This window comes from Actinocorallia sp. B10E7, from assembly GCF_039871655.1.
Classification (GTDB): domain Bacteria; phylum Actinomycetota; class Actinomycetes; order Streptosporangiales; family Streptosporangiaceae; genus Actinocorallia.
On the sequence record NZ_JBDPLZ010000004.1, the window covers coordinates 1 to 24,800 of the forward strand.

Consider the following 24,800-nt stretch of genomic DNA (forward strand, 5'->3'; position numbering starts at 1 on the left):
GCGGGGGTCGCGGGCCTCGGGCGGGATCCCCGCTCGCCTGCCCGCCCTGCTCGGCGCTGATCGGCGGGTTTAAAAAGACAAGAGCGTCTGTTAGGTTCGGCGGGTCGGTTCCGGCGTCTCCCACGGAGGGCGCTCCATGGTCGCGCGGGCTTTGTTCGTCATCGCATCGCTGGTCTGCTCGATGGGTGTCGCGGCGCCTGCTCAAGCGGGCATGACGTGTACTTCTCACCGGTTGAGCGTCTCCCCCGAGGAGGGGAGGGCGAAGACCTGGACGATCTCCGCGAAGCTCTGCGTTCCCTCGGGGAAGGTGAACGGCGTCGACGTGCTGGTGCACGGAGCCACGTACAACGGCTCTTACTGGGACTGGCCTTTCCAGCCGGAGACCTACTCCTACGTGCGCAAGACGGTGCGCGCCGGACGGGCCGCGCTCACGTACGACAGGCCGGGCACCGGCACGAGCAGCCGTCCGGCGGCGTCGGAGGTGAACGTCGCAGCCGACGCCTACATCGCGTACCAGCTTCTGCGGTGGATGCGCCGCAAGGACTTCGGCGAGGTCACGCTCGTCGGGCACTCGCTCGGCTCGATCATCGCGACGGCCGCGGCAGCCCGATACCCCGGCGTCGACAGGCTGGTGCTGACGGGCATGCTGCACCCCGGGCCCTTCGGCCGCAAGGTGTTCGCGCTTCTCGGCGGCCTCTACCCCGCCTCGGCGGATCCGCTGTTCGCCGGGCGGGGATACGGGCCCGGCTACGTGACGACGCGTCCCGGCACCCGCGCGGCCCCGTTCTTCCACGCCCCCGCCGCGGATCCCAAGGTCATCGCCCAAGACGAGGAGACCAAGGACGTCTCGTCGCTGATCGAGCAGGTCGACTCGGTGGCCGGGATGATGATCCCTCCCGCCCTGAACGAGTCCGCCCGCATCACGGCACCGGTCCTGATCGTCGTCGGCGCCGAGGACGCCGCGGTCTGCGGGCCGCTCGTCGTCTGCACGGACGCCTCCGCGCTCCTGAAACACGAGCGGCCCTACTTCGCCTCCGCGGCGTCGCTCACCGCGGAGACGATCCCGGCCACCGGACACGACCTCACCCTGCACACCACGGCGGCTCAGTCCTTCTCGCTCATCGACGCCTGGATCGCCAGGCACTGACCCGCCCGGGCCCCGGACGACCATTGATCGCTTGATCAGGGAGAGAGGGCTCGGGCCGCCCTCTCTTTCTCCGCCCGGACGGACCTGCGGTAATCACTGGGGTTGGTGCCGTGGAGACGTTTGAAGGCGGTGCTGAAGCCGAACGCGTCGGCGTATCCGACCCGGCGGGCGACGGCGGCGACCGTCGTGGTGGACTCCGCGAGGAGGTCGGCGGCCAAGGCCATGCGCCAGCCCGTCAGGTAGGCCAGCGGCGGCTCGCCCATCACCTCGGTGAACCGTGTGGCCAGCCTGGTGCGGGACACCCCGGCTTCTCGGGCCAGCGCCGCGAGCGTCCACCGCCTCTCCGGCTCCTCGTGGAGGGCGCGCAGCGCCGGGCCCACCACGTCGTCGGCCAGCGCCCGGTACCAAGGGGGAGAGACCGTGTCCGGGCGGTCGAACCAGTCCCGCAGCGTGCACACCAGGAGCCAGTCCAGCAGGCGGTCCAGCACGACCTGACGGCCCGGCCGCTCCAGGGAGAGCTGGGCCTCCAGGTAATCGCGCATCGAGGTGCAGTCGTGCTCGTCGGGTACGACCAGCACGGGTGGAAGCACCTGGACCAGCCGCCGGGGCACCTCTCCTCGAACGTGGTAGGCGCCGGCCAACAGCACCGTGCCGTCCGCCAGGTTCGCGTTCGCGGGCTCGGCGTGTCCCACGCGGCCGCAGCAGACCTCTCGCACACGGTCCGGTGGATGATCCGTCAGGGGGCGGTCGGAGAACACGAACGGCTCCGGCCCGCACACGATCGCCGCCTCACCGGTCCTCACCGGCCAGGTTTTCTCGGAGCCCTCAAGGAGGATCCAGCCCTCGCCCCGCATCGGCACGCACAGGGTGAGGGACGCGCCATCGGTGAACCGCAGCGCCCATGGCGGTGACAGCACCGACCGTCCGAACACGGCGCCGTCGGCGCGCACGCCTCGCAGGAGATCGTCGAACGGGTCCATGACGCCACCTTAGGAGACCGAACGATCACACATGTCCGGTGAACGGTCGGCCATGGCTCCCCGAGATCCGGACGGGTTGACTCGGTGGCATGACGAAAGAACAGAACGAGATCCTGGTGCTGGGCGCGACGGGCAAGACCGGGCGCCGGCTGGTACGGCGGCTGCGGGACGCGGGCGAGAAGGTGCGGGCGGCCTCCCGCTCGAGCGAGGTGCGCTTCGACTGGACACGGCCGGAGACCTGGCGGGCCGCGTTGGAAGGAACCTCCGCGGTCTACCTCGTGGCGCCGGACGATCCCGCCCCGGTCCATGAGTTCGTCCGGCTGGCCGCGGACTCCGGCGTGGGACGCTTCGTGGCGATGTCAGGACGCGGGATGGACCGCGTCAGCGGGGAGTTCTTCCAAGGCATGGCCGCCGCGGAACAGGCCGTGCGGGACTCCGGTGTGCCGTGGTCGGTCCTCCGCCCGAACAACTTCAACCAGAACTTCGACGAGGGCCTGTGGCGGGAGCCGTTGAGGTCCGGCCGCCTCGCCCTGCCGATCGGCTCAGCCCCCGAGCCCTTCATCGATGCCCAGGACATCGCCGAAGCGGCAGCCGTCCTGCTGACGGCGGAGGAGCACCACGACGGCGTCCATGAGCTGTCCGGTCCCGCGGCGCTGAGTTTCGGCGAGGTGGTCGAGGTGATCGCCGCGGCGGCGAAGCGGACCATCCGGTATGTGGAGCTCACCCCGGAGGAGTACCGGGCCGGGCTCCGGGAGGAGGGCTGGCCGGAGCACGCCGTCCAGGACCACGACGCGCTGTTCGCCCTGATGCGCACCGGGGTCAGCGCCGAACCCACGGACGGGGTGAAGCGGCTACTGGGACGCGACCCGGTCAGCCTGGCCGACTACGCGGCACGCGCCGCCGCGTCCGGGGCCTGGTCGTGAGGCAGGGGGCGTCATCGGGGGAACACGAGACCGACAGCCGCCGCTGGGCGGCTCCATCACTCACCCAGTTCGTCGAGCTTCCGGTTGACCTTCCAGCGGATGGAAGGTGGAAGCTCGGTGCATGAGCACGAGCACGGAGTTGTTCACCATCGGGCAGCTCGCCCGCCGTACGGGGCTGGCGGCGCGGACCATCAGGTTCTGGTCCGACCTGGGAGTCGTGCCGCCGGCCGGAAGGTCAGCGGGCGGTTACCGGCTCTACGACGCCGAGGCGGTGGCCCGGCTCGAGCTCGTACGGACGCTGCGGGAACTGGGTCTGGGACTGGAGGCCGTCAAGGCGGTGCTGGCACGCGGCACCACCGTGGCCGAGGTCGCCAGGACCCATGTCGCGGCGCTGGACGTCGAGATCCGCGTGCTGCGGCTGCGCCGGGCGGTGCTCAGCACGGTCGCCGCGCGGGAGAGCACGATCGAGGAGACGATGCTGATGCACAGACTGGCCAAGCTGTCCGCGAAGGAGCGGCAGCAGTTGATCGACGAATTCCTGACCGAGGTGGCCGAGGAGATCGCCTCGGACTCACCCGCCATGGGCGTCGTCCAGAGCATGCGGCGGATGCCGGCGGAGCTGCCGGACGACCCGGCGCCCGAACAGGTCGACGCCTGGATCGAACTCGGGGAACTCGTCACCGACGAGAGCTTCCGGCAGAAGGTCCGCGCTATGGCGGTGGCAGGAGAGGAAACCGGCGAACTCGACCACGGGTTCGACTACCAACGGGTCTTCGAGCACGCCGGACGGGCGCTGGCGGAGGGCGTCGACCCCGCCTCGGAAGCAGGACGGTCGGTCCTGGACCGTGTCGTCGACCCGGATGTTCCACTCGAGCAGCGTGCCCGGATGCTCGAAGGGCTGGAGACGTTCACCGATGCGAGGGTCGAGCGCTACTGGCATCTGCTGGCGGTCATCAACGGCGAGCAGCCGAGACCTCCGGCCGTCCCGGTCTTCGAGTGGCTGATCGCGGCGTTGCGAGCTCATTAGCGCAGGAGGACGGACGCCGTCTGGTGGGCGAGGACGCGTAGGGCCGCGTCGGACGCCGTTCCGGGAAGGGCGGTGTAGGTCTGGATGCGGTGGCCGGTGTCGTCGGGCAGATGCAGGACCTCGAATTCGAGGTCGAGATCGCCGACTTCCGGGTGGCGGAACCATTTTCGGCCGGACTGGCAGGTGTGGACCGGGTGCCGTGCCCACAGCCCGGCGAAGTCGTCGCTCTTGAGGGTCAGCTCGCCGACCAGGTCGGCCAGCGCCCGGTCGTCGCGGTAGCGGCCGGCGACCAGGCGGAGGGAGGCGACGGCGCGCGCGGCCTCCTCGTCCCAGCGGGCGTACAGCTCCCGGGTGTGGGGGGTATGAGCTGTTGCCGGTTGAGTGTTCAGGAGTGTCCATGAGGGTTCCTCTGGTCGTCCGTGGACCTCGGGTATATCCCGTGCGGTCGGTCTCGGCGGCCGGGTATCCGCCGTTGGTCTCTCCGGATGCTTGAAAAGGTTTCCGGGTTTCCCGTCCGCGCCCACCACACCGAGAGTAGGTTGTCTTGCGGTCACACCCGGTGACCTCGGGCAGGTGAGAAGGGGTGCGGCATGTCGGCGATCCATGACTGCCGCTCGGTTTCGCGGATGGCCCGGCATGGCTGAGCGGGTGAGGCCGCTGCGGCTGATCACCCCGCCGTTCGTCGTCGCTCAGCCCCAGGGCGTGTCGGTCCGCACCCGTCTCAAAGGTCTTACTCCCCGGGACGAGGAGGTGCTGTGCCGGGTGGGCGCGCACCTGGGGTCGTTGGCGGGCCGTGATCTGGCCGTCCGCTGCGCTGACGGCCTGGCCCACACCTCCCAGCGGTGGGCGGAACGCAAACGGGAGTTGACCGGTGCATCCTCGTCGCGGTGGGCGGGGGCGATCACCAAGGCCACCCACGACCAGTGGGCGCTGTCCCGGCGCTCCCAGGCCGCCCACCTGACCGACCTGGACGCCGCCATCGACACGATCAAGCGTCGTCTGGCCCTGCCCCTGGGCGAGAAGGGCAGCAAGCGCGCCCCGGGCGGCTACCACTCCAGGAGCGAGTGGTTTCACAAGTCCCGCCGCCTGGCCCTGCTGAAACAGCGCCGCGAGAAGGTCAAAGCCGACTTCGCCGCCGGGAGGGTACACGTGGTGCGCGGCGGCCGCGCCCTGGCCCGCACCCGCCACCACCTGCAGGAAGCCGACCTCACCGCCGAGCAGTGGCGGCAGCGGTGGGAAGCGGCCCGCTGGTTCCTGTCGGCCGACGGCGAGAGCGGCAAGCGGTACGGCAACGAGACCCTGCGCATCACCCCCGACGGACAGGCCAGCCTCAAACTCCCCGCACCCCTGACCGACCTCGCCAACGCCCCCACGGCCGCTACGTCCTGGCCGCGAAGGTGTCCTTCGCCCACCGGGGCGGGGAGTGGGCGGACCGGGTGGCCGCCGACCGGGCCGTGGCCTACCGCCTGCACCTGGACGCCGAGCGGGGGCGCTGGTATGTGGACGCTTCCTGGCAGCGCTCGGCGGTGCGCCTCCTCCCGCTTGAGGCGGCGCGCGGGGGCGGGGTGGTGGCGGTGGACACCAACGCCGACCACCTGGCCGCCTGGCGCCTGGACGTCCACGGTAACCCCGTCGGCGCACCGGAACGCTTCGACTACGACCTGTCCGGTACCGCACAGCACCGCGACGCCCAGGTGCGGCACGCACTCACCCGGCTGCTGCACTACACCCGCCGCACCGGCGCCAAAGCGATCGCGGTGGAGGACCTGGACTTCGCCGATTCCAAGACCCGCGAGAAGCACGGCCGCAACCGCCGCTTCCGCCAGGTCATCTCCGGCATCCCCACCAGCCGGTTGAAGGCCCGCTTGGTGTCGATGGCGGCTGAGTGCGGCATCGCTGTGGTGGCGGTGGATCCGGCCTACACCAGCGTGTGGGGAGTGAAGTACTGGCAGAAGCCCACCAGCACTCCCACGCGCAAGACCACCCGGCACGAGGCCGCGAGCCTGGTGATCGGGCGACGCGCCCTGGGCCACGGTGCCCGGCGTCGGACGGCACCGCCCCCGCACCACCGGAGTGATGGTGCGGGGCATCGGACCGTCCAGGCCGAACGCTGCGTCCCGGGGCGCGAGGGAACCCGCCCCACCCGCAAGGCTGCACGGATGCGATCCGTGCATCCGCCGGGTGTGTGAAAGCAGGGGACCAGCCTGCCCAGCACCGTTCGGGGCAGGCGCACTGATCACAGGGTCACTCCTGGACAGTGTTGAGGAACGGTCGAGGAACAGCATGCGGGTGAGGTTGGGCCGGTCGGCGGGCCTGTCGGCGCGGTGAAGTCGTAGTGGCCACCCAGCAGCGCGTGGCCTAGGCGGTTCCAGGCCAGGACCTTGGTGCGGCGCCCCATGATGACCGCGGGGACGTCGGTCATCGCTTCGATCAGACGCACCGTGCCCGCGCGGGCGGCGTCCGGACGTGCCGGGCGCCGTTGCGGTCCTGCTCGCGGTGGTCCTGCGGGCATCCGAGCGCGAGGAGGCGCGCGTATGAGCACGGACGGCGGCTGAGGGAAAGGCGAAGGAGGGCCGAGGGAACTCGGCTCCCCTTCGGCGTGAGGGAGGCGGTCAGACGACGGGGAGTCCCTTGCGCATGCGGCGGCGGAAGTCCCAGAGGTAGAAGTTGAAGGGGAACTCGCGGACGACGGCCGGCATGACGCGGTTGACGGCGGCGGCGGTGCGGATGACGCGGTCGAGGAGGAACTGGCGAGGACGGTTCCACTTCATGCCGAGCAGGTCGCGGAACTCCTGGGGGAGGAAGCCGGCGCTCAGGAAGAAGATGACGGGACCCACGGTCTGGCGGAGAGGAGTGGGGAGGAAGGCCATGCTCGCGAGGTCGTGAAGGAACTCGCGGGCGTAGTCGTCGAGTTCGAGCTTCTCGACCTCGCTGCGCCAGTATTTCTCGAAGGCCTCGCGGTCGGCCGGCCACATCTCCTGGGGGACCTGGAGGGTCGTGGCGAACCGGGCGGAGTGGTGGTAGAAGTCCTCCCGGTCCTGTCGGCTCAGCGGGAGGTCCAGCGCCTCGGCCAGGTCCACGGCGCCCTTGTAGAGGCAGGCGGCGACCCACAGTTGGAGGTCGGGGGAGAAGGCGTTGTACTTCACCGGTGCGCCGGGAGCGGAGTGGACCTGGCGGTGCGCGCGGTTGACCTCCTTGCGCAGGTACTCGCGCTCGGCCGCCGTCCCATTGCTGGCGATGGCCAGGAAGGTGAGGGTGGTGCGTCCCCGCTTGAGAGGGTGCTTGTCGAGCCGGCCGCTCTCGACCTTGCTCTCGGCCACCCCGTAGCCGACCTTGATGTTGGACAGCTGCATGAGGACGTTGGACATGGCGAGGGCGATGGAGAACCAGTTCAGGGTATCCCGGGCCACCTTCGGGATGGGCTCGTCCTGAAAGGTCTTGCGCTGCTCGGGGGGCGTGGGTGCCACTGCGCTCGTCATGGGGGCCTCACTTCATGCGCGGGGGTGGATTGCGCCGTTGCCATCTCGCTTACGGTTACATAAGTAACCAGTTACTTTCAACATGTCCCGCATCACAGAGATCGCTCTGCGAGGGAGTGTCGTTACGGCGGAGTCGGAGGGATGAGGCGTACCATTCTCCCCGAAGGCGCGGGATCGTGCATGGCGCGCTTCGGTTCCGGGCTTGGCTGTGGGGGGCGTGGGTGTCCGCGCCCCCTGTCCCCTTCGCTCCCCAGTTCGCCGTGACCCCGCCCCCGCCACTGGAGCCCGCGATGCCGCTGTCCAAAGGAGCCAACGTCCCCGTCCCCGCATCCTCGGTGCGGGTCGAGCTGAGCTGGACGTCGGGCCCCGACGCCGATGCCACCGCCCTTCTGCTCGCGGGCGGACGGGTCCGCGGCGACGACGACATGGTCTTCTACAACCAGCCGTCGCACCCCTCCGGAGCCGTCCGGCACGAGGGCAAACGCCCGGCGCCCGGCGGGGGAGCGGTGGACACCATGTTCGTCGACCTCGCGAGGGTCGAGCCCCAGATCGACACGATCGCCGTCGTCGCCTCGGCTGACCGCGGCACCTTCAGCCAGTACCGGAACCTGCACATCCGGGTGCTGGACGCGGGCGGCGGCACGGAGTTCGCCCGCTTCGACCCGTCCGACGCCACCACCGAGACGGCCTTCGTGCTCGGCGAGCTCTACCGGCGGCAGGGCGCGTGGAAGTTCCGGGCCGTCGGCCAGGGCTACGACAGCGGCCTGGCCGGGCTGGCCACCGACTTCGGCATCACCGTGGACGACGCCCCGGCGCCTCCGCCGGCTCCCACGGTCAGCCTGCAGAAGCTCACCCTGACCAAGCAGGCCCCCTCGGTGTCGCTCACCAAGCGCGGTGCGACGTCCGGCGCGATGCGCGTCAACCTCAACTGGATGGTCCAGGGCGTCAGCTCGCCGCGCAAGGGCAGGTTCGCCTCGCTGGGCGTCACCCGCCACCTCGATCTCGACCTGTGCTGCATGTGGGAGCTCCAGGACGGCAGGAAGGGCATGATCGACCCGCTGGCCAGGAGTTTCGGAGCTTTCGACAAGCCCCCTTATGTACTGCTGGACGCCGACGACCGGACCGGCGCCCGGGCCGAGGGCGAGAACCTCACGATCAACCTCGACCACGGCGGAGAGTTCCGGCGCCTGCTGGTGCTGGCCACGATCTACGAAGGCGCCGACAGCTTCGTGGGCCTGAACGCCACCGCGACCCTCCACCCGCAGCAGGGCGCGCCGATCGAGATGTTCCTCGACGAGTGCGACCTTCCCGGCGCCCGCACCGCCGTGATCGCCCGGATCGACAACGTCGGCGGCGAGCTGGTCGTCACCCGGGAGGGCCGCTACTTCGCCAACGAGGGGCGCAAGGGCAGCAAACAGCTGGCGGACGAGGCCTATGGCTGGGGTTTCCGCTGGACGGTCAGCCGCGGCAAGTAGCCTGCTTCCATGGCTGCAGTTCCAGGATCCGCCGGTCACGCGGGTTACGAGATCGAGGACGAGCTGCGGGCCGCGGGCGCCGTCCGGATCGCCGGGGTGGACGAGGTCGGGCGGGGCGCCTGGGCCGGTCCTGTCACGGTATGCGCGGCGGTCACCGACTTCAGCGCGCCTCCCGAGCTGGAACGTCGGCGCGGGCCGGTCCGCCTCACCGACTCCAAGCTGCTGAGCGCCGCCAACCGCGAGGCGTTCGCCGAGCTGCTGCCCGGCTGGCTGCACTCCCACGCGATGGGGGAGGCGAGCGCGGCGGAGATCGACGAACTGGGCATGACCGGGGCATTGCGGCTGGCGGCGGTACGGGCGTTGAAGGCGCTGCCCGAACCACCGGATGTGATCATTCTCGACGGTAAACACGATTTCCTCGGTTCTCCCTGGCGGGTGCGCACCGAGATCAAAGCCGACCGCACCTGCGTCTCGGTCGCCGCGGCGTCGGTTCTCGCGAAGGTCCACCGTGATCGCCGGATGGCGGATCTCACGGGCTGCGACGAATACGGTTTCGCCGAATGCGCCGGGTATCCCTCGCCCCGCCACCAGGCGGCGCTGGAACGGCTCGGGCCCACCGAGCACCACCGGCTCTCCTGGTCCTACCTGGACGACCTGCCGCGCTGGCGGCACCTGCGGAAACATCGTGATCCGCTGGCCGGAGAGGGCCAACTGAGCCTGTTGTGAGGTTCCTGATTCCGGAATTTCATCCGTCGATCCGGGCGGGACCCTGGACGTGGCGCCCTTCACCGGTCAGTCTCTTCCTTCAAGATGCAAGCGTCGGGACGTCCGAAGAACCCGCCGCCGACATTCGCGGCGCGGGAGCTTTTCGAGCGCACGCGAGCCGGATATTTTCAGATTCATTCTGGAATAAGGCGACTTGCTGGGCTCTTCTTGCTGGCGCTCACCCTCACCGGCGCGGTGGTGGCCGGGCTGCCGGCGGGGCACGTCCTGGCCGGCGCCCTCCTGCTGCTGGTGGTGGTCGATCTGACGTTCCGCTCCCCGGCGGGGATCGCCGTCCTCGCGGTGACGGCCTGCTGGCTCGCCGCGACGGTCCCGCTCGCCCGGCTGTTCCCCGAGCCCGCCCACCAGGCGTCCTTCCTCGCCCTGCTGGGCCCGCCCGTCGCCCTGGCCTCCCTGCACCTGCGCGGCTACGTCCCCTGGCGCAGCGCGTTGTGGGCGCTGGGTCTCGCCGGGCTGACGACCGCGGCGCTGGCCCACCCCGCTCCCCGGCTGCACGTCGCGCCCGCCTGGGTGGCGGCCCTGCTCGTGCTGGCCTACCGGTGGGACCAGGCGCGGCGGATGACCGCCGCCGACGCCTATGACTCGGGCTGGGTGGAGGAGACCGCCGTGCCCGCCGGGCCACCGGTGGCGGAGCCCGTCCCGGCCCCCCGCCCGGCGCCACGCCCCCCGGCGGAGCCCGAACCGGAGCCGGAGGCCGAACCTCCGCCGTCGGCGGCCGCCGCACTGGCCGAACTGGAGGACATGATCGGCCTGGCCCCGGTCAAGCAGCAGGTCCGCTCCATCGCCGCCTCGATCGAGGCGGCGCACCTGCGGGCCGAGGCGGGGGTGCCGATCGAGAAGCCGCTGCGGCATCTGGTCTTCACTGGCCCGGCCGGGACGGGCAAGACCACGGTCGCCCGCACCCTGGCCAAGATCTTCTACGCGTTCGGGCTGCTTCCCTCCGCCCGGGTCGTCGAGGTGCACCGGGCCGACCTGGTGGGGGAGTACCTCGGCGCGACCGCGATCAAGACCAACCAGGTCGTGGACTCCGCGCTCGGCGGCGTGCTCTTCATCGACGAGGCGTACTCGCTCGTCAACACCGGCGACGGCCAGCCCGACCGCTTCGGCAACGAGGCGGTGCAGGCCCTGCTGAAACGCGCCGAGGACGACCGGGACCGGCTGGTGATCATCCTCGCCGGATACGAGGCGGAGATGGAGGAGCTCCTCGACTCCAACCCCGGGCTCGCCTCCCGCTTCGGCACCCGGATCCTCTTCCCCGGCTACCGGCCGCTTGAACTGCTGGAGATCTGCCGGGCCAACGTCGAGGCCCGGGGCGACGTCCTGGCCGACGACGCCCGGTCCTACCTGGAATCCTGCTTCGAGGAGATCCAGCGGCGCGGCATCGTCGACCAGCTCGGCAACGGGCGGTTCGTGCGCTCGCTGGCCGAGAGCGCCGCGCGGGCCCGCGACCTGCGGGTGGTCTCACGGGACGCGCACCCGTCGGCGACGGAGCTGGTGACGGTCCGCGCCGCCGACATGCGGACCGCGTACGAGGAACTCACCGCCCGCTACCGCGGATACGCCGAGACGCCCACGCTGGAGGAGGCGCTGGCGTCGCTGGAGGCGATGATCGGCCTGGCCCCGGTCAAGAAGCAGGTCCGCGAGATCACCGCGCAGCTCCAGGTCCGGCGGCTGCGCACCGCTCAGGGCCTGCCCGCCCAGCCGCCGATGCGGCACTTCGTCTTCACCGGCCCGCCCGGCACCGGCAAGACCACGGTGGCCCGGGTGCTCGGCCGGATCTTCGCCGCGCTGGGCCTGCTGGCCCGCCCCGACGTCATCGAGGTCTCCCGGGCCGACCTGGTCGGCGAGCACCTGGGCGCGACGGCCATCAAGACCAACAAGGTCATCGACTCGGCGCTCGGCGGCGTGCTGTTCATCGACGAGGCCTACGGCCTGGTCGGCACCGGCTACTCCGGCGGCGACGCCTTCGGCCAGGAGGCGGTCCAGACCCTGCTGAAACGGGCCGAGGACGACAGGGACCGGCTGGTGGTCATCCTGGCCGGCTACCCGGCCGACATGGACCGGCTGCTGGCGGCCAACCCCGGGCTCGCCTCCCGTTTCGACACCCGGATCCCCTTCCCCTCCTACGGTCCGGACGAACTGCTGCGGATCGCCGTCGCGATCGCAGCCGAGCACGGCGACCGCTGGGACGACGACGCGCTGGACGACCTGGCGCTGCTCTTCCAGCGCGCCTGCGGCCGGGGCGCGATCGACGGCCTCGGCAACGCCCGGTTCGCCAGGAGCGTCTACGAGCGGGCGTGCACCTCCAGGGATGTGCGGGTCTCCTCCCAGAAGACCCCGACCACCGCCGACCTCATCACCCTGACGCAGCCCGACATCCACCAGGACTAACCTCGAACCATGCTCGAAGTGGTGCGGCCCGGCCCGCTGACGACCGTCCAGGACCTGGGACGCCCCGGGCTGGCGGCGCTGGGCGTACCGGGCTCCGGGGCCGCGGACCGCAGGAGTTTCACCCTGGCCAACCGGCTGGTCGGCAACCCCGAGGGCGCCGCCGCCCTGGAACTGACCTTCGGCGGCGCGTGCCTGCGCTTCACCCGCCCGTCATGGATCGCGGTGACCGGAGCCCCCGCGCCCTGGACCCTGGACGGGAGCCCGCGGCCGTGCAACGCCCCCTGCTTCGCCCCCGCCGGGACGACGGCGGAGTTCGGCGTTCCGTCCCGGGGCCTGCGCACCTATCTGGCGGTCCGGGGCGGCATCGCGGTCGAGCCCGTCCTGGGCAGCCGCGCCACCGACCTGCTGTCCGGCCTCGGCCCGGCGCCGCTGGCCCCCGGCACCCGCCTGCCGCTGGGCGACGAGGCGGGCGGGTTCCCCGAGGTGGACGTGGCGGCCGTGCCCGGCCCGCCGGCCGAACCCGTCCTGCGCGTCATCCCCGGCCCCCGCGACGGCTGGTTCGCCTCCGACGCGCTGAGCCTGCTGACGGGCTCCCGCTACGAGGCGACCGCCGAGAGCAACCGGGTGGGCGTCCGCCTCGCCGGCCCCGCCCTCGCCCGCCGCCGCGAGGGCGAGCTGCCCAGCGAGGGCATGGTCACCGGAGCCCTCCAGATCCCGCCGAGCGGCCTGCCCATCCTCTTCCTGGCCGACCACCCCACCACCGGCGGCTACCCGGTCATCGCCGTCGTCGTCACCGACGACCTCCCGCTCGCCGCCCAGCTCCGCCCCGGCGACCGCCTCCGCTTCCGTCTCGCCTGAGGTGAAAGGCCGGACGGGATGCCCCGAGTTCCGGCCGGGCCACCGCCGTCACGGACTCCGCGGCGCGGTTCCGCCCCGGCTGATCAGGAGGACAGGGTGAGGCGCCGCCAGCGTTCCAGCTCCTCTGCCAGGAGGGAGGCCGGCACCTCCTCCCACAGGGAGGTCTCCTTCGTCCCCGGATCCCAGGTGCCCGCGACCCGGCCCTCGTGCAGGACGACCGGGGCGATCCAGCCGGCGGTGCGGCTGACCTCGGCGCGGTGGGCCGGCGGGATCAGATAGGCGGCGTCGGTGCCCGCGCCCAGGACGTACTGGTCGAAGGGGCCGAGCAGGCGGACGGAGGGGGAGGGCTCGGTGTCCGCCAGCTCGTCCAGGTGCTCGGTGAGGACGTACATCTCCTCGCCTTCCACGGCCACGGAGGACAGCTCGCCGTCAAGGGCGGCGAACCAGCGCTTGAGGTCGGATTTGCGGCTGGTCCTGCGCATGAGCCAGTTGTCGAACATGAGGGGGGTGGCGGGGCCGTGCGCGCCCAGGTAGGCGCGCACCACCACCCTGGCGGCCTCCTCGGCGGCGGGGAGCGGCCCGAAGCCGGGCGAGGTGAAGGTGACCTTGGAGCCGCGGGACGGGCCGTGGCAGAGCACGCCCCACCAGGCGAGCGGTTTGAGCAGGGGGCCCCAGCTGGAGCCGAGCGCCTCGCGCAGGTGCTCGGAGCCGGTGCGCTCCACGACGGCCTCGATGAGCTCCTCGCGGGTGAGCGCGGCCCCGTCGAGGACCTCGCGGGCCACCCCGGCGATCGCCTCCAGATCCGCGGGGGTCGCGCCGGAGGCCTTGATCCAGCTGGGCTTCTCCCAGTTGCGGACGGTCGCGCACAACGCCAGGTAGGCGGGGGCTTCGTCGCGGGGGAGCAGATGCAGGGTGCCGCGCATCGCCCAGGTCCTGATCAGTCCCGGCCCGATCAGACCGGCCCCGTCCGGCGGGCCGGGCGGGGCCGCGCCGCGTATCGCCAGGGTGAGCGCGGCGGCGGAGGCCACCTGGGCCTGAGCCCCGCCCAGCCGCCGGGCGACCGCGACCGGGTCGCCGTTCTTCTCGGGCTCGAGCAGGAACTGACGGCGCATCCGCCAGGCCAGGACCTGTGATCGGCTCACGTTCCGCATGCCCGCGACACTACGCCGCCCCACCGACATTCCACGGACGGTCGGAAAAGGTCATCGACCGGGGACGAACCTGACCCTGTCGCCGGGGCCCAGCAGCGCGGGCGGCTCCCGGCGCACGTCCCACAGCGCCAGCGCAGTGCGTCCCAGCAGCCGCCAGCCCCCCGGCGAGGCCGACGGGTACACCGACGCGTACGGCCCGGCGATCGCCACCGACCCGGCGGGCACGGCCGTCCGGGGAGACGTCCGCCGCGGCACCCGCAGGACCGGGTCGAGGCCCGTCAGATAGGCGAAGCCGGGAGAGAATCCCAGATAGGCCACGGCGTACTCGGTGGCGCTGTGCCGCTCGACGACCTCGGCCACCGCCAGGCCCGTCAGCTCCGCGACCTCGGCCAGGTCGTCCCCGTCGTAGACGACGGGGATCTCCACCAGCCGCCCGGAGAACTCCGCCGCGTCGACTTCCAGCGAGCGCAGCCGCCGCTCCACCGGCTCGGGCGGCCCGGAGACGACGACCAGCACCGTCGTCTCGCCCGGGACGACCTCGGCGATGCCCGGCAGCCCGGCCGCCAGGATCGCCGAACGCAGCGCGTGCGGGTGCGTCGTCTCCACCAGAAGCGCCCTGTCGCCCGCCCGCCGGATCTCCATCAGACGAACGGGATGAGCTTCACGCCCGCGTCGTTCAGCGCCTTGCGCACGGACCTGGCCAGATCGACCGCGCCGGGGGTGTCCCCGTGCACGCAGATCGACCGGGCCCTGACCGGGACGATCGTCCCGTCGATCGCCTCGACCTCGCCGGCCACCGCCATCCGCACGGCCCGCTCGGCGACCTCCTGCGGGTCCTGGACCACCGCGACCGGCGAACGGCGCGGCACCAGCGTGCCCTCGGGGGTGTAGGCGCGGTCGGCGTAACACTCGGCGACGACCTGAAGCTCCTCATGGGTGTCGAACAGGGCGGAGCCCGGGAGGGTCAGCACCGGCAGGGACGGGTCGAACGACAGCACCGCCTCGGCCACCGCGGCGGCCTGTTCGGGGTCGTGGACGATCCGGTTGTAGAGCGCGCCGTGCGGTTTGACGTAGGCGACACGGCCCCCGCAGCTGCGCGCGATCCCGTCGAGCGCGGCCAGCTGGTAGAGGATCTCCGCCGCCAGTTCGTCGAACGGCACGTCCATCGGCCGCCGCCCGAATCCGGCCAGATCGCGATAGGAGACCTGGGCGCCGATCGCCACCCCGCGGGCGACCGCGGCCCGGCAGGTCATCCGCATGATCAGCGGGTCTCCGGCGTGGAAGCCGCAGGCGACGTTCGCGCTGGTCACCACCGTCATCAGCGCCGCGTCCTCGCCCAGCTGCCAGGCGCCGAAGCCCTCGCCGAGGTCGGCGTTGAGATCCATGGTGCGCAGGTCCATGACGGTGGGTCTCCTTCCCGACTCCATGGAGGGCCCCGCGACCAGCCGGTCGATCATCGGTACACCTCCTCGCGGACGTCCCGCACCTCGGTGACCGGCGCCCAGGCCTGGTAGACGCCGCGGTCGAAGTGCTCGAGGCCGAGAGCCTCGGCCACCGGGGCCCGGCCGCCGGTGTACTCCACCCGCAGCCAGCCCTCGTGCTCGCCGAGGATGAGGAACGGCTCGTCGCGCCACCGGCAGCGGGTCACCACGTAGTAGAGCTGCTCGACCTCGGCCGCCGGGACGACCTTCACGAACCTGCCGGGCTCGGCGGCGACGAATCCCATCCGGGGGTCGGCCGAGTACAGCCTGACCTCCTCGTGGTCCGGGCCGCACGGGAACTCCTCGCCCCTCCACCGGGCGTAGTAGCCGTCTCTCATTCAGACCGCCACCCATCGGGTGCCATCGGCGTCGAACAGTGCCACCAGCTTACGCCGCCCCGACCTGTCGAAACGGTAGATCTCCGCGGCGTGCGGCAGTCGCTGGCTGTCGACCTTGAACTCGGGGATGGCCAGGCCGGTGCCGGGCGCGAACCCGGTGCCGTCGAACGGCGGGTGCTCGATCACCCAGCCGCCGGGCATCGCCGCCATCGCCGTCTCGTCCACTCCGCCGTAGGGCGGGCGCAGCGTCTCGGCGAACCGGGCGTGCCAGCGCAGCACGTGCACGGACTCGTCGTCGGGGGAGAAGGAGGAGCCGCGGTGGCCGAGGCCGAGCGCGGCGTACATCTGCTTGGGGGTGGTGAGCTGGAGGACGTCGGACACCCGGTGGACATACCCGGCTACCCGGTCGTATCCCCCTTCCAGGTAGTGCACGACCAGCGGATGCGGCAGCACCTTCTGCATGACGGACCGGACCGGCGCGCCGCCGATCTTGGCGATGGTGAAGGGGTCGAGGTAGCCCGCGTCCGGATGGCCGTCGTCGATCGCCAGCTGCCAGTGGGGCTGCGGCCAGGAGTTCGCCAGCGTCTGCAGGTCGGTGACCCGGTGCGGCTCGGGCGGCGGCGCGGTGAACGCCCGCACGTAGACGCCGTCCCCGTAGACGACGGTGCCCGCGACGTACAGCTCGGCCTTCAGTAGGACCGACAGATAGCTTTCCCTGTCCCCGTTGGCCTTGGCCTCGGCGAGCCGGATCGCCGTCTTGTTGAGCCGGGACCGCGCCGACCCGGACGCGCCGGGCCCGGACTCCGCGGCGGGGGGAGCCGTCGGCTCGGGCTCTCCAGGGGCGAACCCGTACGGGACGGGCTCGGCGGGCTGCGGCCGGAGCGGCGGAGGTTCGGGCGGCGGAGGCTGGAGGGGCTGCTCCGGCTCCGGCTCGAGGACCGGGACCGGCGCGAGCGGAGGCTCGGCCGGGAACCGCTCCGGCGGCAGGGGCTGCGTCTGCAGCGCGAGCGGCGGGGGCTCGGTCGGGGGAGTGGGCTTGGGCACCGGGGCGAGCGGCGGTGAGACGTGCTTCTCCGCCGGCCGCAGCGGATCCGACTGCTCCAGACCCAGATCGGCCAGGTCGAGGAAGACGGTGTCCCGGAAGGCCTCGTAGACGAGTTCGGACGGCAGGCCCGCTCCCTGGACGTCCCGCAGCGCGATCACCATGATCGAGGCGAGCCGCCGGAACGCTTCGGGGGGCGAGCCGAACGGCAGGTCGAACGTCCAGTTCCCGTACGCCTCGGGCCGCTGCCAGCCCAGCTCGGCGAGCCGGTCCTCGCTCACGGGGTCGAACCGCAGGTCGGCCACGAGGACCTCGCTGCTGACCGCCTCGGCGTGCACGTTGTCCCCGGTCCGGAACGCCTGCACGTAGTGGCTGCCCTGGACCCTGCGGTGCACCACCAGCACCATCTGCGGGTGGAGCCCGGCCAGCTCGCGGGCCAGCCGCTCGGTGAAGTCCGCCCAGTCCATGGTGATCAGAGAGCCCGGCCGGCCGGCGCCCACCGGCCGCTCACGGCGTCGAACACCGCGAGCAGGCCCTGCGCCGACCACAGCTGCGCGCCGTGCGGCAGCCTGATCGCCTGGTCGGGCGCGGGAGCGGGAGCGGAGGGTACGGGCGCGGGCGGGGCGGGGGACTCGGCCGCGGGGACCGAGGCGACGGGCGCGGGCGGCGCCGGCGGGACGGTGACGGGCTCCACCAGCGTGGTCTGCGGGGACGTGCGGTGCATCGTGTCCAGGCGCAGGATCATCGCGGCGTCCAGCTGGATCTCGCTGGGCAGGTCCAGGTTGATGGTCAGGTACCAGGACGGGTCCGGCCAGGCCTTGGCGAGCGCGGCGAACGTCGTCCGGCGGTGAAGACCGGCGTACCCGGCGGCGCCCTGCGCCTGCACGGAGGTGAACGCCAGCACATGGACGACCCCGTCGCGCTGGACGGTCTGGAACTCCGCCGACACCATGCCGTCGGTGCCCGGGCCGCCCGCGGGGAGCAGCAGCTCGGCGCCGAGCAGCAGGTCGAAGTAGCCGAGGTGGTCGCCGCGCGTCCGCGCGTCGGCGAGCCGGTCCTCCAGCGTGGGCGGGACGGACGGCGGGGAGTCGTTCACCGGCGCGGCGATCGGGCTGGGCCTGCGGTCGGCGACCCGCCGGGGGTCGGCCGGCTCGATGCCGAAACCGGTCAGCTCGATCAGCCCGGCCCCCTGCCGGTGGAAGGACTCGTACACCAGGTCCAGCGGCCGCCGGACGCCCTGGACGTCGCGCAGCGCGGTCACCATCATGTCGGAGAGCAGCGCGAACCCGGCGGGCCCGGCGTCGGGCGGCAGCTCGGTCCACCAGTTGGCGGGTGACCAGTCGGGGGTCGGCGGGCGCCATCCGGCCTCGGTGAGGACCTCCTCGTCAGAGGGGCCGAGCAGCAGCGGGCCCTCCAGGAAGTTGTTGCTCACCGCCTCGGCGTACAGCCGGTCGGGCTCGCGCATCGCCTGGACGTAATGCCTGCTCTCCTCACGCTCCCGGACGATCAGGATCGTGTCGCGGTCGAGGTTCGCGAGCTCGAGGGCGAACCGCTGGGCGAACTCCGACCACTCCAAGGTGAAACTCCACTTTCCGTCGCGGGGAGCCCCCGGCCTGCCTGCGCATGATCCCTGCCCTGCCGTCCCTTCGCAAACAGAGGACGGGCAGGGGACACAGTCTAAAGCCCGTCGGCGCGAAGGTCTCGAAGAGCTCTGCACAGGGCCCGCCGGTTCCGGTCGTGCTCCACGACGAGCAGCATCAGCCGGTGCACCAGCAGGTGGCGTTCGGCTCCCCGGTCGAGCAGGTGCTGGGCGGTCTCCCACAGGTCGGGCGGGTCGCCGCGCCACAACCGGACCGCCAGCCGCTCGTAGCCGTCGAGTTCGGCCTCGGTGGCGCCGGGGTGCTCGAAGGCCAGCAGCTCCCGCCGGTCGGCGGGGTCGGACGGGTCGAGCGAGGCCAGGGAGCCGGTCAGGAAGGGCAGCGCGAACGCCCGGCGCGGAAGGGCCTCCAGGTCGCCGTCCGGCAGGAGCTTCTCCACCAGGGCGCGGTCCAGTCCGGACGTGACCGGGTCGCGGTAGGCCTCGCCGAACTTGTTGGTGGCGTCCCACACCGCGTCCAGGGTCGCGCGGATCCCGACCTCGGGAAGGCCGGTGCGGCGGCCCGCCCAGCGCACCCAGGCGGCCAGCACGTGCGGCATGGCGTCCTGCTCGGGCGGGGTGAGGAAGATCTTCCGTGGCAGCCAGTCCAGCAGGAACATCTCGCACTTGACGGGGCTGACCCGCAGCGGCCTGCCGAAGTCGCGGGCGCAGCCGTAGTCGATGATGCGGTCGACGCACTTGCCGGCGGCCGACAGGTCCGACAGCTCCTCGGCCTCGCGGGAGGCCAGGAAGCGGGCGGCGAGGGTGGCCCGCCGGTCGGTGCCGTAGGACGGGATCGGCGGCCTGCGCCCGCCGGGCGGGAGCGTCCGCACCCGGGCGCGCAGGAACGCGTGGTAGGAGGCGAAGGTGTCGCCGACCGGGGCGTCGGCCAGCGAGTCGGTCAACGCGAGCGCCGGCTCCAGCAGCGCCCTGGCCTGCGCGGGGTCGAGCTCGGTGAACTCGGTGAGCTCGCCCGCCGCCTCGGTGCGGCAGTGGTCGAGCAGCCTGTCGACCTTGGAGGTGACCCAGGCGTCCCGGACGAGGCCGCTCTCGCAGGGCACGTCCCAGCGTCCGCCGAGGTTGTTGTCGACCACGACGACCAGGGCGTGGCGCTCGCTCCCCGCGTAGGTGTAGGTGCAGATCACCGAGTCCTGGTCGCCGTAGACGTCGCGGGAGACGTAGCACTCCTCGGCCTGGACTAGGCCGACCCTGTCGGCCCACGGCGGGCGGGCGACGCCCTCGTCGATCAGCCGGAGCGCGTCGCGTTCGGCCATCGCGGCCTGCCGGGGCGTGCCGAGGTAGGCGACTCCCGCCAGCAGCGCCAGCGCGGCCGGGGTCCCCCGCCCGGAGGCGTACTCCAGCAGGGCCTCACCGACGAGTTCCTCGACGTCGCCGTTCCCGGTCCTGCGGCCGTACCAGGCGCCGAGGATCTCACTGACGATCAGCTCGGCGTCCAGGGGGCTGCGGACGGCCAGCAGTTCCCGTGCGTGCAGGAGCATGTCGTCGAAGATCCCGGAGATCTCCCTGGCGGGGCGCGGACTCACGTTCAGCCACCTTACCCGCACGCAGCGGGGACCCTTAGGGACGAACCGGCCCGGATGGCCGTTCGTTCCGGGGGGATTCCTCGTGGTCCGTCTGGCAGGTCTCCTCGGCGAGCCATCCGGCGTGGTGCTCGGCGGCCCACCGCGCGGTCACCGAGCCGGTGAGCATGCCGGCCATCGCCTCGCGGTCGCGCAGGGCGTACCAGAGGTGTCCGCAGGTCATCACGGCGACGGCGAGGAACAGCCAGTCGTGGACGAAGGTCGCCCCGGTGCGCAGGTCCACGGGCCAGGGGCCGGGGAAGGCCAGCATCGTCCCGGTCGCCAGCATGACGAGGAGCGATCCGGCGACGAAGGCGGCGTTGATCTTCTGGCCGGCGTTGAACTTCCCGACGGGGAGCACGCCGGTACCGTCCCGGACGTCACGGCGGTCGCGGCGGCGCAGCCACTGCCGGTCGACGGGGGTGAACCGGTCGAGGCGCCGCAGGTCCTCCCGGAAGCCGCGTGAGAGCAGGCCGAGGAGGATCGGAACGGGCAATGCGAAACCCGCCCATACATGGATCGTCTTCAGCAGATGCCGGCGGCCGACGAGCGTGGAGACGGAGGGGAAGTAAAGGCACACCGCGGTGACCAGGCAGGCGAACATGAGCAGGGCCGTGACGTGGTGGACCGCCCTTTCCGGCGCCCCGAACCTAGGAAGTCGGCGCATCGGTCCTCCCGTTCGACCGGCCCACCCAGGCGTCCACGTCGTAGCCCCGCAGCTCCCAGTAGCCCGGCTCGACCTCGTCGACCACCTCGATGCCCCCCAGCCATTTCAGGGACTTGTAGGCGTACATGGGGGCCACGTAGAGCCGGACGGGCCCGCCATGGTCGTGTGTGACCGGCTTGCCGTACATGGACGTCGCGACCAGGACGTCTCTGCGTCGGGCCTGCTCCATGGTCAGCGACTCGGTGTAGGCCCCGTCGAAGGAGGTGATCGTCAGCGCCTTGGCCGCCGGATCGGCGCCGCAGGCCTCCAGCAGGTCGGGCAGCGCCACCCCGCTCCAGGGCACGTCCGGCACCCGCCAGCCGGTCACGCACTGGAAGTCCAGGGTCAGCGAGGTCTGCGGCAGCGCCGCCAGCTCGGCCATGGTGAACGTCCGTGGCCGCGAGACCCGCCCCGAGACCTTCAGCCGGTAGTCCCGCGCCGTCCGGCGCCGCACCGACGAGACCACCGAGTAGTACCGGAACCCGCCGCCCACCGGCACGAAGTCGCTGATCGGCTCGAGCGCCTCGTTCACGCCTTCCTGCAGGTACGCGCCCGCCGCGACGCCGAAGGCGCCGAGGCCCAGCATGCCCAGCACGATCCGGCGCCCGACCGGAGCGCCCTTCCCGTGTTCCGTCTCCTCTGCGTCCACCCTCGCATTCCACCAGGTGGACACCCCTCTGACCACAGGGTGCACGGACCCGTAAGGGATCCATAATGGTCCGCATGCCGGAACTGAGACTCACCCAGGACGCCGAGGCCGACGCGCTGCTGGCGGGCAGCCCCCTGGCCGCCCTCGTGGGCATGCTGCTCGACCAGCAGGTCCCGATGGAGCGGGCGTTCGCGGGGCCGCTCACCCTCGCCCGGAGACTGGGGAGGCCGGACCTGGACGCCCACGAGATCGCCGCCCATGATCCGGAGGCGTTCGCCGCGCTCCTGTCGGAGAAGCCCGCGATCCACCGCTACCCGGGATCGATGGCCAAGCGGATCCAGCAACTGTGCCGGTACCTCGTGGAGCACTACGAGGGCGACGCCGAGCTGGTCTGGAAGGACGTGCCCGACGGCCGGACGCTGCTCAAGCGGCTCAACGCGCTGCCGGGATTCGGCAAACAGAAGGCACAGATCTTCCTGGCCCTGCTGGGCAAGCAGCTGGGGGTCGCCCCCGAGGGCTGGCGGGAGGCCGCGGGGCCCTACGGCGAGGAGGGTTCCTACCGCTCGGTCGCCGACATCACCGGGCCCGAGGCGCTGGTGAAGGTCCGGGAGTACAAGAGGTCGGCCAAGGCCGCCGCCGCCGCGAAATAGCCCTGCCCCAGGGAGGTTCCGCGACCGTGAGCCGTCTCCGGCCCGCAGGAGGGGAAAGGGATACCGGCGAGTTAGGGTCCACGGCGCGGTCCGAGCCCTTAGGATCTCGGGGCGGCTCGCACCATGGACGCCTGGAGAAGGGGACGCATAGGGTGTTCCTTACAGGCTGAGCTGAAGGGGGCAGACGGTTGTGGAAACCGTGTCGCCCCCGGAATGATGAGACCTGACTCCGACCGCTGTTGTGATGGAGGCGGGGGCACTAGCCTGCTCCCATTCACCCATAGTGATGACCATTTGCCTCGCAGTAGGGCCTGAGGGGCGCCGGAGGTGGCGGCGATGAGCACTGATACGTCCGTGCCCGGCCCGCGTGTCTCGGGCCTGGCCGCCTCGGACTCCGCGCTGTTCGCGACCCTGATCAAGGAAGCCCCGATGGGCTTCGCCTTCTTCGACACCGGACTGCGCTGTCACCGGATCAACGACACGCTGGCCGGCCTGCTCGGCAGGCCCGTGGCCGAACTGGTCGACCGCGTCCCCGAGGAGATCCTGCCCGCGGAGACCGCCGCCGCGGTGAGCGGCTACCTGCGCGAGGTGCTCTCCACCGACCGCTCGGTGGCCGACAAGGACCTCAGATTCGCGGCGCCCCCGCCGGACGGGGGCGGTGAACAGGGGGAGGCCCCGGAGACCCGCTGCTGGGCGACGAGCTGGTTCCCCTCGCACGGGGCCGACGGCAAGATCCTTGGCGTCGCCCTGATCGCCGTGGACGTCACCGAGCGGCGCCTGGACGAGGAGCAGATCCGGCGCAAGGAGGAGCGGTACCGCTCCCTGGTGGAGGCCAGCTCCCAGGTCGTGTGGGTGGCCTCCCCGTCCGGCGAGGCCGTGGACGACGCGCCCGAGTGGCGCGCGATCACCGGCCAGAGCCTGGAGGACTACCGCGAGGGCGGCTGGCTGGCGGTGGTGCATGAGGAGGACCGCCAGCGCGTCGGGGCCGAGTGGCAGGAGTGCCTGCAGGACGAGCGGACCTTCCAGACCGGCTACCGGGTGCGCACCAGGACCGGCGCCTACCGGCAGTACGAGGTGCGGGCCGTGCCGATCAAGCGAGGCGAGCGCGTGGTGGAGTGGGTCGGTGCCAACACCGACGTCACCGGCCAGCGCGAGGCCGACGAGATGCGCGGGCGCCTGACCGAGCAGCTGTCCGCGGCGGCCCTGCGCACCGCGCGGCTGCAGCAGGCCACCTCGATGCTGGCCGAGGCGCTGACCGTCGGCCAGGTCGTCTCGGTGATCACCGAGGTGGGCCGTTCCGCGATCGGCGCCGACCGCTCGGCGGTCGCGCTGCTGGACCACAACCGCCTCAAGCTCACGGTGATCACGCCCGGGACCGAGCAGGAGGGGGAGAACTCCCAGGTCGTCCCGGTCAGCGCCGCGACCGCGATGTCGGTGGCGGTGCGCGAGAGCCGTCCGTTCCTGGCCGCCACGCCCGACAGCCTGCGCCGCCAGCTCGGCGGCGAGGAGGACCTGGAACGCTATCTGGAGCGTACCGATGAGCGCGCCTGGGTGGGCCTGCCGCTGCTCATGGCGGGCTCGGCGATCGGCGCGCTGCGCTTCGCCTTCACCCGGCCCCGGGAGATCACCGAGGAGGAGCGGGTCTTCCTGGAGGCGCTGGCCGGCCAGTGCGCCCTGGCGGTGGGTCGCGCCACCCTGTACGAGCAGGAGCACAACACCGCCGAACAGCTCCAGCGCAGCCTGCTGCCCGACAGCCTGCCCCAGCTCGCCGAGATGCAGCTGGCGGCCCGCTACCACCCCGCCACCCGGCACGTCCAGGTCGGCGGTGACTGGTACGACGCCTTCAAGCTCGCCGACGACCGGCTCGCGGTGGCCGTCGGCGACGTCATGGGCAAGGGGGTCCTGGCCGCCTCGGTCATGGGACGGGTCCGCAACGCCCTGCGCGCCCTCGCCCTGAACGACCCGCGCCCGGCCGCGGTGCTGGCCGGGCTCGACCGCGTCTTCAGCGCCACGGAGGACGAGGAGCAGTTCACGACCCTCGCCTACGCGGTGATCAACCCCGACACGGGGGCCGCCGTGGTGTCCAACGCCGGCCACCCGCCCGCCCTGGTGGTCCGTCCGGACGGGCCGCCGACGCTCGGCCTCTCCGAGCCCGGGACCCCGCTGGGATGGCCCAGTCAGAGACAACAGTCAAGTTTTTCCGTGGAACCCGGCAACACTGTGGTGTTCTACTCCGATGGACTGGTGGAGAACCGTCGTCGCGGGGTGGACGCGGGCCTCGACGAATTGGTCGCGGTAGCCGGGAACGCCCCGTCCGAAGTGGTCAGGGATCCGGAGATTCTGGTGGACTATCTGGTCGATCAGATGCTCGCCGGGTACGACCAGGACGACGACGTCACGGTACTCGCGCTCCATGTTCCGCCCAGAAACTCGGCGTAGTCCGTACGAAGGACCACTGGACTCCCCCTAAGGTGTTGTGTTAGGGCTCCGGGTACGATGCTCCT

General features: G+C 71.8%; 22 protein-coding genes. 10 read left to right on the forward strand and 12 right to left on the reverse strand.

Going from position 1 to position 24,800, the window contains the following annotated elements:
• Positions 1 to 136: 136 nt before the first annotated feature.
• Positions 137 to 1,147 (forward strand): alpha/beta fold hydrolase, encoded by a 1,011-nt coding sequence (locus ABGB12_RS13900; protein WP_347677753.1) that lies wholly within the window; start codon positions 137 to 139, stop codon positions 1,145 to 1,147.
• Positions 1,148 to 1,182: 35 nt separating this feature from the next.
• Here the strand turns inward: ABGB12_RS13900 and ABGB12_RS13905 are convergent, their stop codons facing one another.
• On the reverse strand, positions 1,183 to 2,127 hold the full coding sequence (locus ABGB12_RS13905; RefSeq protein ID WP_347677755.1) for an AraC family transcriptional regulator: 945 nt from the start codon (positions 2,125 to 2,127) through the stop codon (positions 1,183 to 1,185).
• An 89-nt stretch (positions 2,128 to 2,216) separates the two neighbouring features.
• On the opposite strand from ABGB12_RS13905, the gene ABGB12_RS13910 reads away from it, so the two are divergent.
• Both ABGB12_RS13910 and ABGB12_RS13915 read left to right on the forward strand, forming a co-directional pair.
• The gene (locus ABGB12_RS13910) at positions 2,217 to 3,050 is read left to right on the forward strand and encodes an NAD(P)H-binding protein (protein WP_347677757.1); all 834 of its coding nucleotides are present in this window, start codon (positions 2,217 to 2,219) and stop codon (positions 3,048 to 3,050) included.
• 121 nt (positions 3,051 to 3,171) lie between these two features.
• Positions 3,172 to 4,077, forward strand: a complete 906-nt coding sequence (locus tag ABGB12_RS13915; RefSeq protein ID WP_347677759.1) for a MerR family transcriptional regulator — start codon at positions 3,172 to 3,174, stop codon at positions 4,075 to 4,077.
• On the opposite strand, the gene ABGB12_RS13920 is transcribed toward ABGB12_RS13915, so the two are convergent.
• Positions 4,074 to 4,601, reverse strand: a complete 528-nt coding sequence (locus tag ABGB12_RS13920; protein WP_347677761.1) for a hypothetical protein — start codon at positions 4,599 to 4,601, stop codon at positions 4,074 to 4,076. The two genes, ABGB12_RS13915 and ABGB12_RS13920, sit on opposite strands and share 4 nt — an antisense overlap.
• Positions 4,602 to 5,474: 873 nt before the next feature.
• Between ABGB12_RS13920 and ABGB12_RS13925 the strand changes: the two genes are divergently transcribed.
• Positions 5,475 to 6,266: an IS200/IS605 family accessory protein TnpB-related protein gene (locus ABGB12_RS13925; RefSeq protein ID WP_347677763.1), complete on the forward strand. Its 792-nt coding sequence runs from the start codon at positions 5,475 to 5,477 to the stop codon at positions 6,264 to 6,266.
• Between the two features lie 423 nt (positions 6,267 to 6,689).
• On the opposite strand, the gene ABGB12_RS13930 is transcribed toward ABGB12_RS13925, so the two are convergent.
• Entirely contained in the window at positions 6,690 to 7,556 is an 867-nt protein-coding gene (locus ABGB12_RS13930) for an oxygenase MpaB family protein (protein ID WP_347677765.1), read from the reverse strand.
• Between the two features lie 221 nt (positions 7,557 to 7,777).
• Here ABGB12_RS13930 and ABGB12_RS13935 point away from each other — a divergent pair, with 221 nt between their 5' ends.
• The 4 genes from ABGB12_RS13935 to ABGB12_RS13950 all read left to right on the forward strand — a co-directional run bounded on the left by ABGB12_RS13935 (position 7,778) and on the right by ABGB12_RS13950 (position 13,063).
• Entirely contained in the window at positions 7,778 to 9,031 is a 1,254-nt protein-coding gene (locus tag ABGB12_RS13935) for a TerD family protein (RefSeq protein WP_347677767.1), read from the forward strand.
• A 9-nt stretch (positions 9,032 to 9,040) separates the two neighbouring features.
• Positions 9,041 to 9,757: a ribonuclease HII gene (locus ABGB12_RS13940; RefSeq protein WP_347677769.1), complete on the forward strand. Its 717-nt coding sequence runs from the start codon at positions 9,041 to 9,043 to the stop codon at positions 9,755 to 9,757.
• 207 nt (positions 9,758 to 9,964) lie between these two features.
• Entirely contained in the window at positions 9,965 to 12,205 is a 2,241-nt protein-coding gene (locus tag ABGB12_RS13945) for an AAA family ATPase (protein WP_347677771.1), read from the forward strand.
• Between the two features lie 9 nt (positions 12,206 to 12,214).
• Positions 12,215 to 13,063 carry a biotin-dependent carboxyltransferase family protein gene (locus ABGB12_RS13950; protein WP_347677773.1) on the forward strand — a complete coding sequence of 283 codons (849 nt, stop codon included), beginning with the start codon at positions 12,215 to 12,217 and terminating at the stop codon, positions 13,061 to 13,063.
• An 83-nt stretch (positions 13,064 to 13,146) separates the two neighbouring features.
• Here the strand turns inward: ABGB12_RS13950 and ABGB12_RS13955 are convergent, their stop codons facing one another.
• The 9 genes from ABGB12_RS13955 to ABGB12_RS13995 form a co-directional block, all read right to left on the reverse strand.
• The gene (locus tag ABGB12_RS13955) at positions 13,147 to 14,214 is read right to left on the reverse strand and encodes a winged helix DNA-binding domain-containing protein (protein ID WP_347677775.1); all 1,068 of its coding nucleotides are present in this window, start codon (positions 14,212 to 14,214) and stop codon (positions 13,147 to 13,149) included.
• Positions 14,215 to 14,265: 51 nt separating this feature from the next.
• Entirely contained in the window at positions 14,266 to 14,856 is a 591-nt protein-coding gene (gene pxpB, locus ABGB12_RS13960; protein WP_347677777.1) for a 5-oxoprolinase subunit PxpB, read from the reverse strand.
• Positions 14,856 to 15,614, reverse strand: coding sequence for a 5-oxoprolinase subunit PxpA (locus ABGB12_RS13965; RefSeq protein WP_347679167.1), 759 nt, complete (start codon positions 15,612 to 15,614; stop codon positions 14,856 to 14,858). The genes pxpB and ABGB12_RS13965 overlap by 1 nt, the downstream gene beginning before the upstream one ends.
• A gap of 53 nt (positions 15,615 to 15,667) precedes the next feature.
• The gene (locus tag ABGB12_RS13970; RefSeq protein WP_347677779.1) at positions 15,668 to 16,033 is read right to left on the reverse strand and encodes a hypothetical protein; all 366 of its coding nucleotides are present in this window, start codon (positions 16,031 to 16,033) and stop codon (positions 15,668 to 15,670) included.
• The gene (locus ABGB12_RS13975; protein ID WP_347677781.1) at positions 16,034 to 17,542 is read right to left on the reverse strand and encodes a hypothetical protein; all 1,509 of its coding nucleotides are present in this window, start codon (positions 17,540 to 17,542) and stop codon (positions 16,034 to 16,036) included.
• Positions 17,543 to 17,547: 5 nt separating this feature from the next.
• Positions 17,548 to 18,651 (reverse strand): SseB family protein, encoded by a 1,104-nt coding sequence (locus tag ABGB12_RS13980; RefSeq protein WP_347677783.1) that lies wholly within the window; start codon positions 18,649 to 18,651, stop codon positions 17,548 to 17,550.
• A 101-nt stretch (positions 18,652 to 18,752) separates the two neighbouring features.
• The gene (locus ABGB12_RS13985; RefSeq protein WP_347677785.1) at positions 18,753 to 20,255 is read right to left on the reverse strand and encodes a hypothetical protein; all 1,503 of its coding nucleotides are present in this window, start codon (positions 20,253 to 20,255) and stop codon (positions 18,753 to 18,755) included.
• Between the two features lie 34 nt (positions 20,256 to 20,289).
• Positions 20,290 to 20,958: a cytochrome b/b6 domain-containing protein gene (locus ABGB12_RS13990; RefSeq protein ID WP_347677787.1), complete on the reverse strand. Its 669-nt coding sequence runs from the start codon at positions 20,956 to 20,958 to the stop codon at positions 20,290 to 20,292.
• Positions 20,942 to 21,646, reverse strand: a complete 705-nt coding sequence (locus ABGB12_RS13995; protein ID WP_347677789.1) for a molybdopterin-dependent oxidoreductase — start codon at positions 21,644 to 21,646, stop codon at positions 20,942 to 20,944. Before ABGB12_RS13995 ends, ABGB12_RS13990 begins: the two co-directional genes overlap by 17 nt.
• 74 nt (positions 21,647 to 21,720) lie before the next feature.
• On the opposite strand from ABGB12_RS13995, the gene ABGB12_RS14000 reads away from it, so the two are divergent.
• A complete protein-coding gene (locus ABGB12_RS14000) occupies positions 21,721 to 22,296 on the forward strand; it encodes an HhH-GPD-type base excision DNA repair protein (RefSeq protein WP_347677791.1) in 576 nt (191 codons plus the stop codon).
• Positions 22,297 to 22,632: 336 nt separating this feature from the next.
• On the forward strand, positions 22,633 to 24,735 hold the full coding sequence (locus ABGB12_RS14005; RefSeq protein WP_347677793.1) for a SpoIIE family protein phosphatase: 2,103 nt from the start codon (positions 22,633 to 22,635) through the stop codon (positions 24,733 to 24,735).
• The last annotated feature ends 65 nt before the right edge of the window (positions 24,736 to 24,800 follow it).

Bases quoted from the DNA above. Each gene is read 5' to 3' on its own strand.
- ABGB12_RS13900 (WP_347677753.1), top strand. From the start codon at position 137: ATGGTCGCGCGGGCTTTGTTCGTCATCGCATCGCTGGTCTGCTCGATG.
- ABGB12_RS13905 (WP_347677755.1), bottom strand. From the start codon at position 2,127: ATGGACCCGTTCGACGATCTCCTGCGAGGCGTGCGCGCCGACGGCGCC.
- ABGB12_RS13910 (WP_347677757.1), top strand. From the start codon at position 2,217: ATGACGAAAGAACAGAACGAGATCCTGGTGCTGGGCGCGACGGGCAAG.
- ABGB12_RS13915 (WP_347677759.1), top strand. From the start codon at position 3,172: ATGAGCACGAGCACGGAGTTGTTCACCATCGGGCAGCTCGCCCGCCGT.
- ABGB12_RS13930 (WP_347677765.1), bottom strand. From the start codon at position 7,556: ATGACGAGCGCAGTGGCACCCACGCCCCCCGAGCAGCGCAAGACCTTT.
- ABGB12_RS13940 (WP_347677769.1), top strand. From the start codon at position 9,041: ATGGCTGCAGTTCCAGGATCCGCCGGTCACGCGGGTTACGAGATCGAG.
- ABGB12_RS13950 (WP_347677773.1), top strand. From the start codon at position 12,215: ATGCTCGAAGTGGTGCGGCCCGGCCCGCTGACGACCGTCCAGGACCTG.
- ABGB12_RS13955 (WP_347677775.1), bottom strand. From the start codon at position 14,214: ATGCGGAACGTGAGCCGATCACAGGTCCTGGCCTGGCGGATGCGCCGT.
- pxpB (WP_347677777.1), bottom strand. From the start codon at position 14,856: ATGGAGATCCGGCGGGCGGGCGACAGGGCGCTTCTGGTGGAGACGACG.
- ABGB12_RS13965 (WP_347679167.1), bottom strand. From the start codon at position 15,614: ATGGACCTGCGCACCATGGATCTCAACGCCGACCTCGGCGAGGGCTTC.
- ABGB12_RS13970 (WP_347677779.1), bottom strand. From the start codon at position 16,033: ATGAGAGACGGCTACTACGCCCGGTGGAGGGGCGAGGAGTTCCCGTGC.
- ABGB12_RS13975 (WP_347677781.1), bottom strand. From the start codon at position 17,542: ATGGACTGGGCGGACTTCACCGAGCGGCTGGCCCGCGAGCTGGCCGGG.
- ABGB12_RS13990 (WP_347677787.1), bottom strand. From the start codon at position 20,958: ATGCGCCGACTTCCTAGGTTCGGGGCGCCGGAAAGGGCGGTCCACCAC.
- ABGB12_RS14000 (WP_347677791.1), top strand. From the start codon at position 21,721: ATGCCGGAACTGAGACTCACCCAGGACGCCGAGGCCGACGCGCTGCTG.
- ABGB12_RS14005 (WP_347677793.1), top strand. From the start codon at position 22,633: ATGAGCACTGATACGTCCGTGCCCGGCCCGCGTGTCTCGGGCCTGGCC.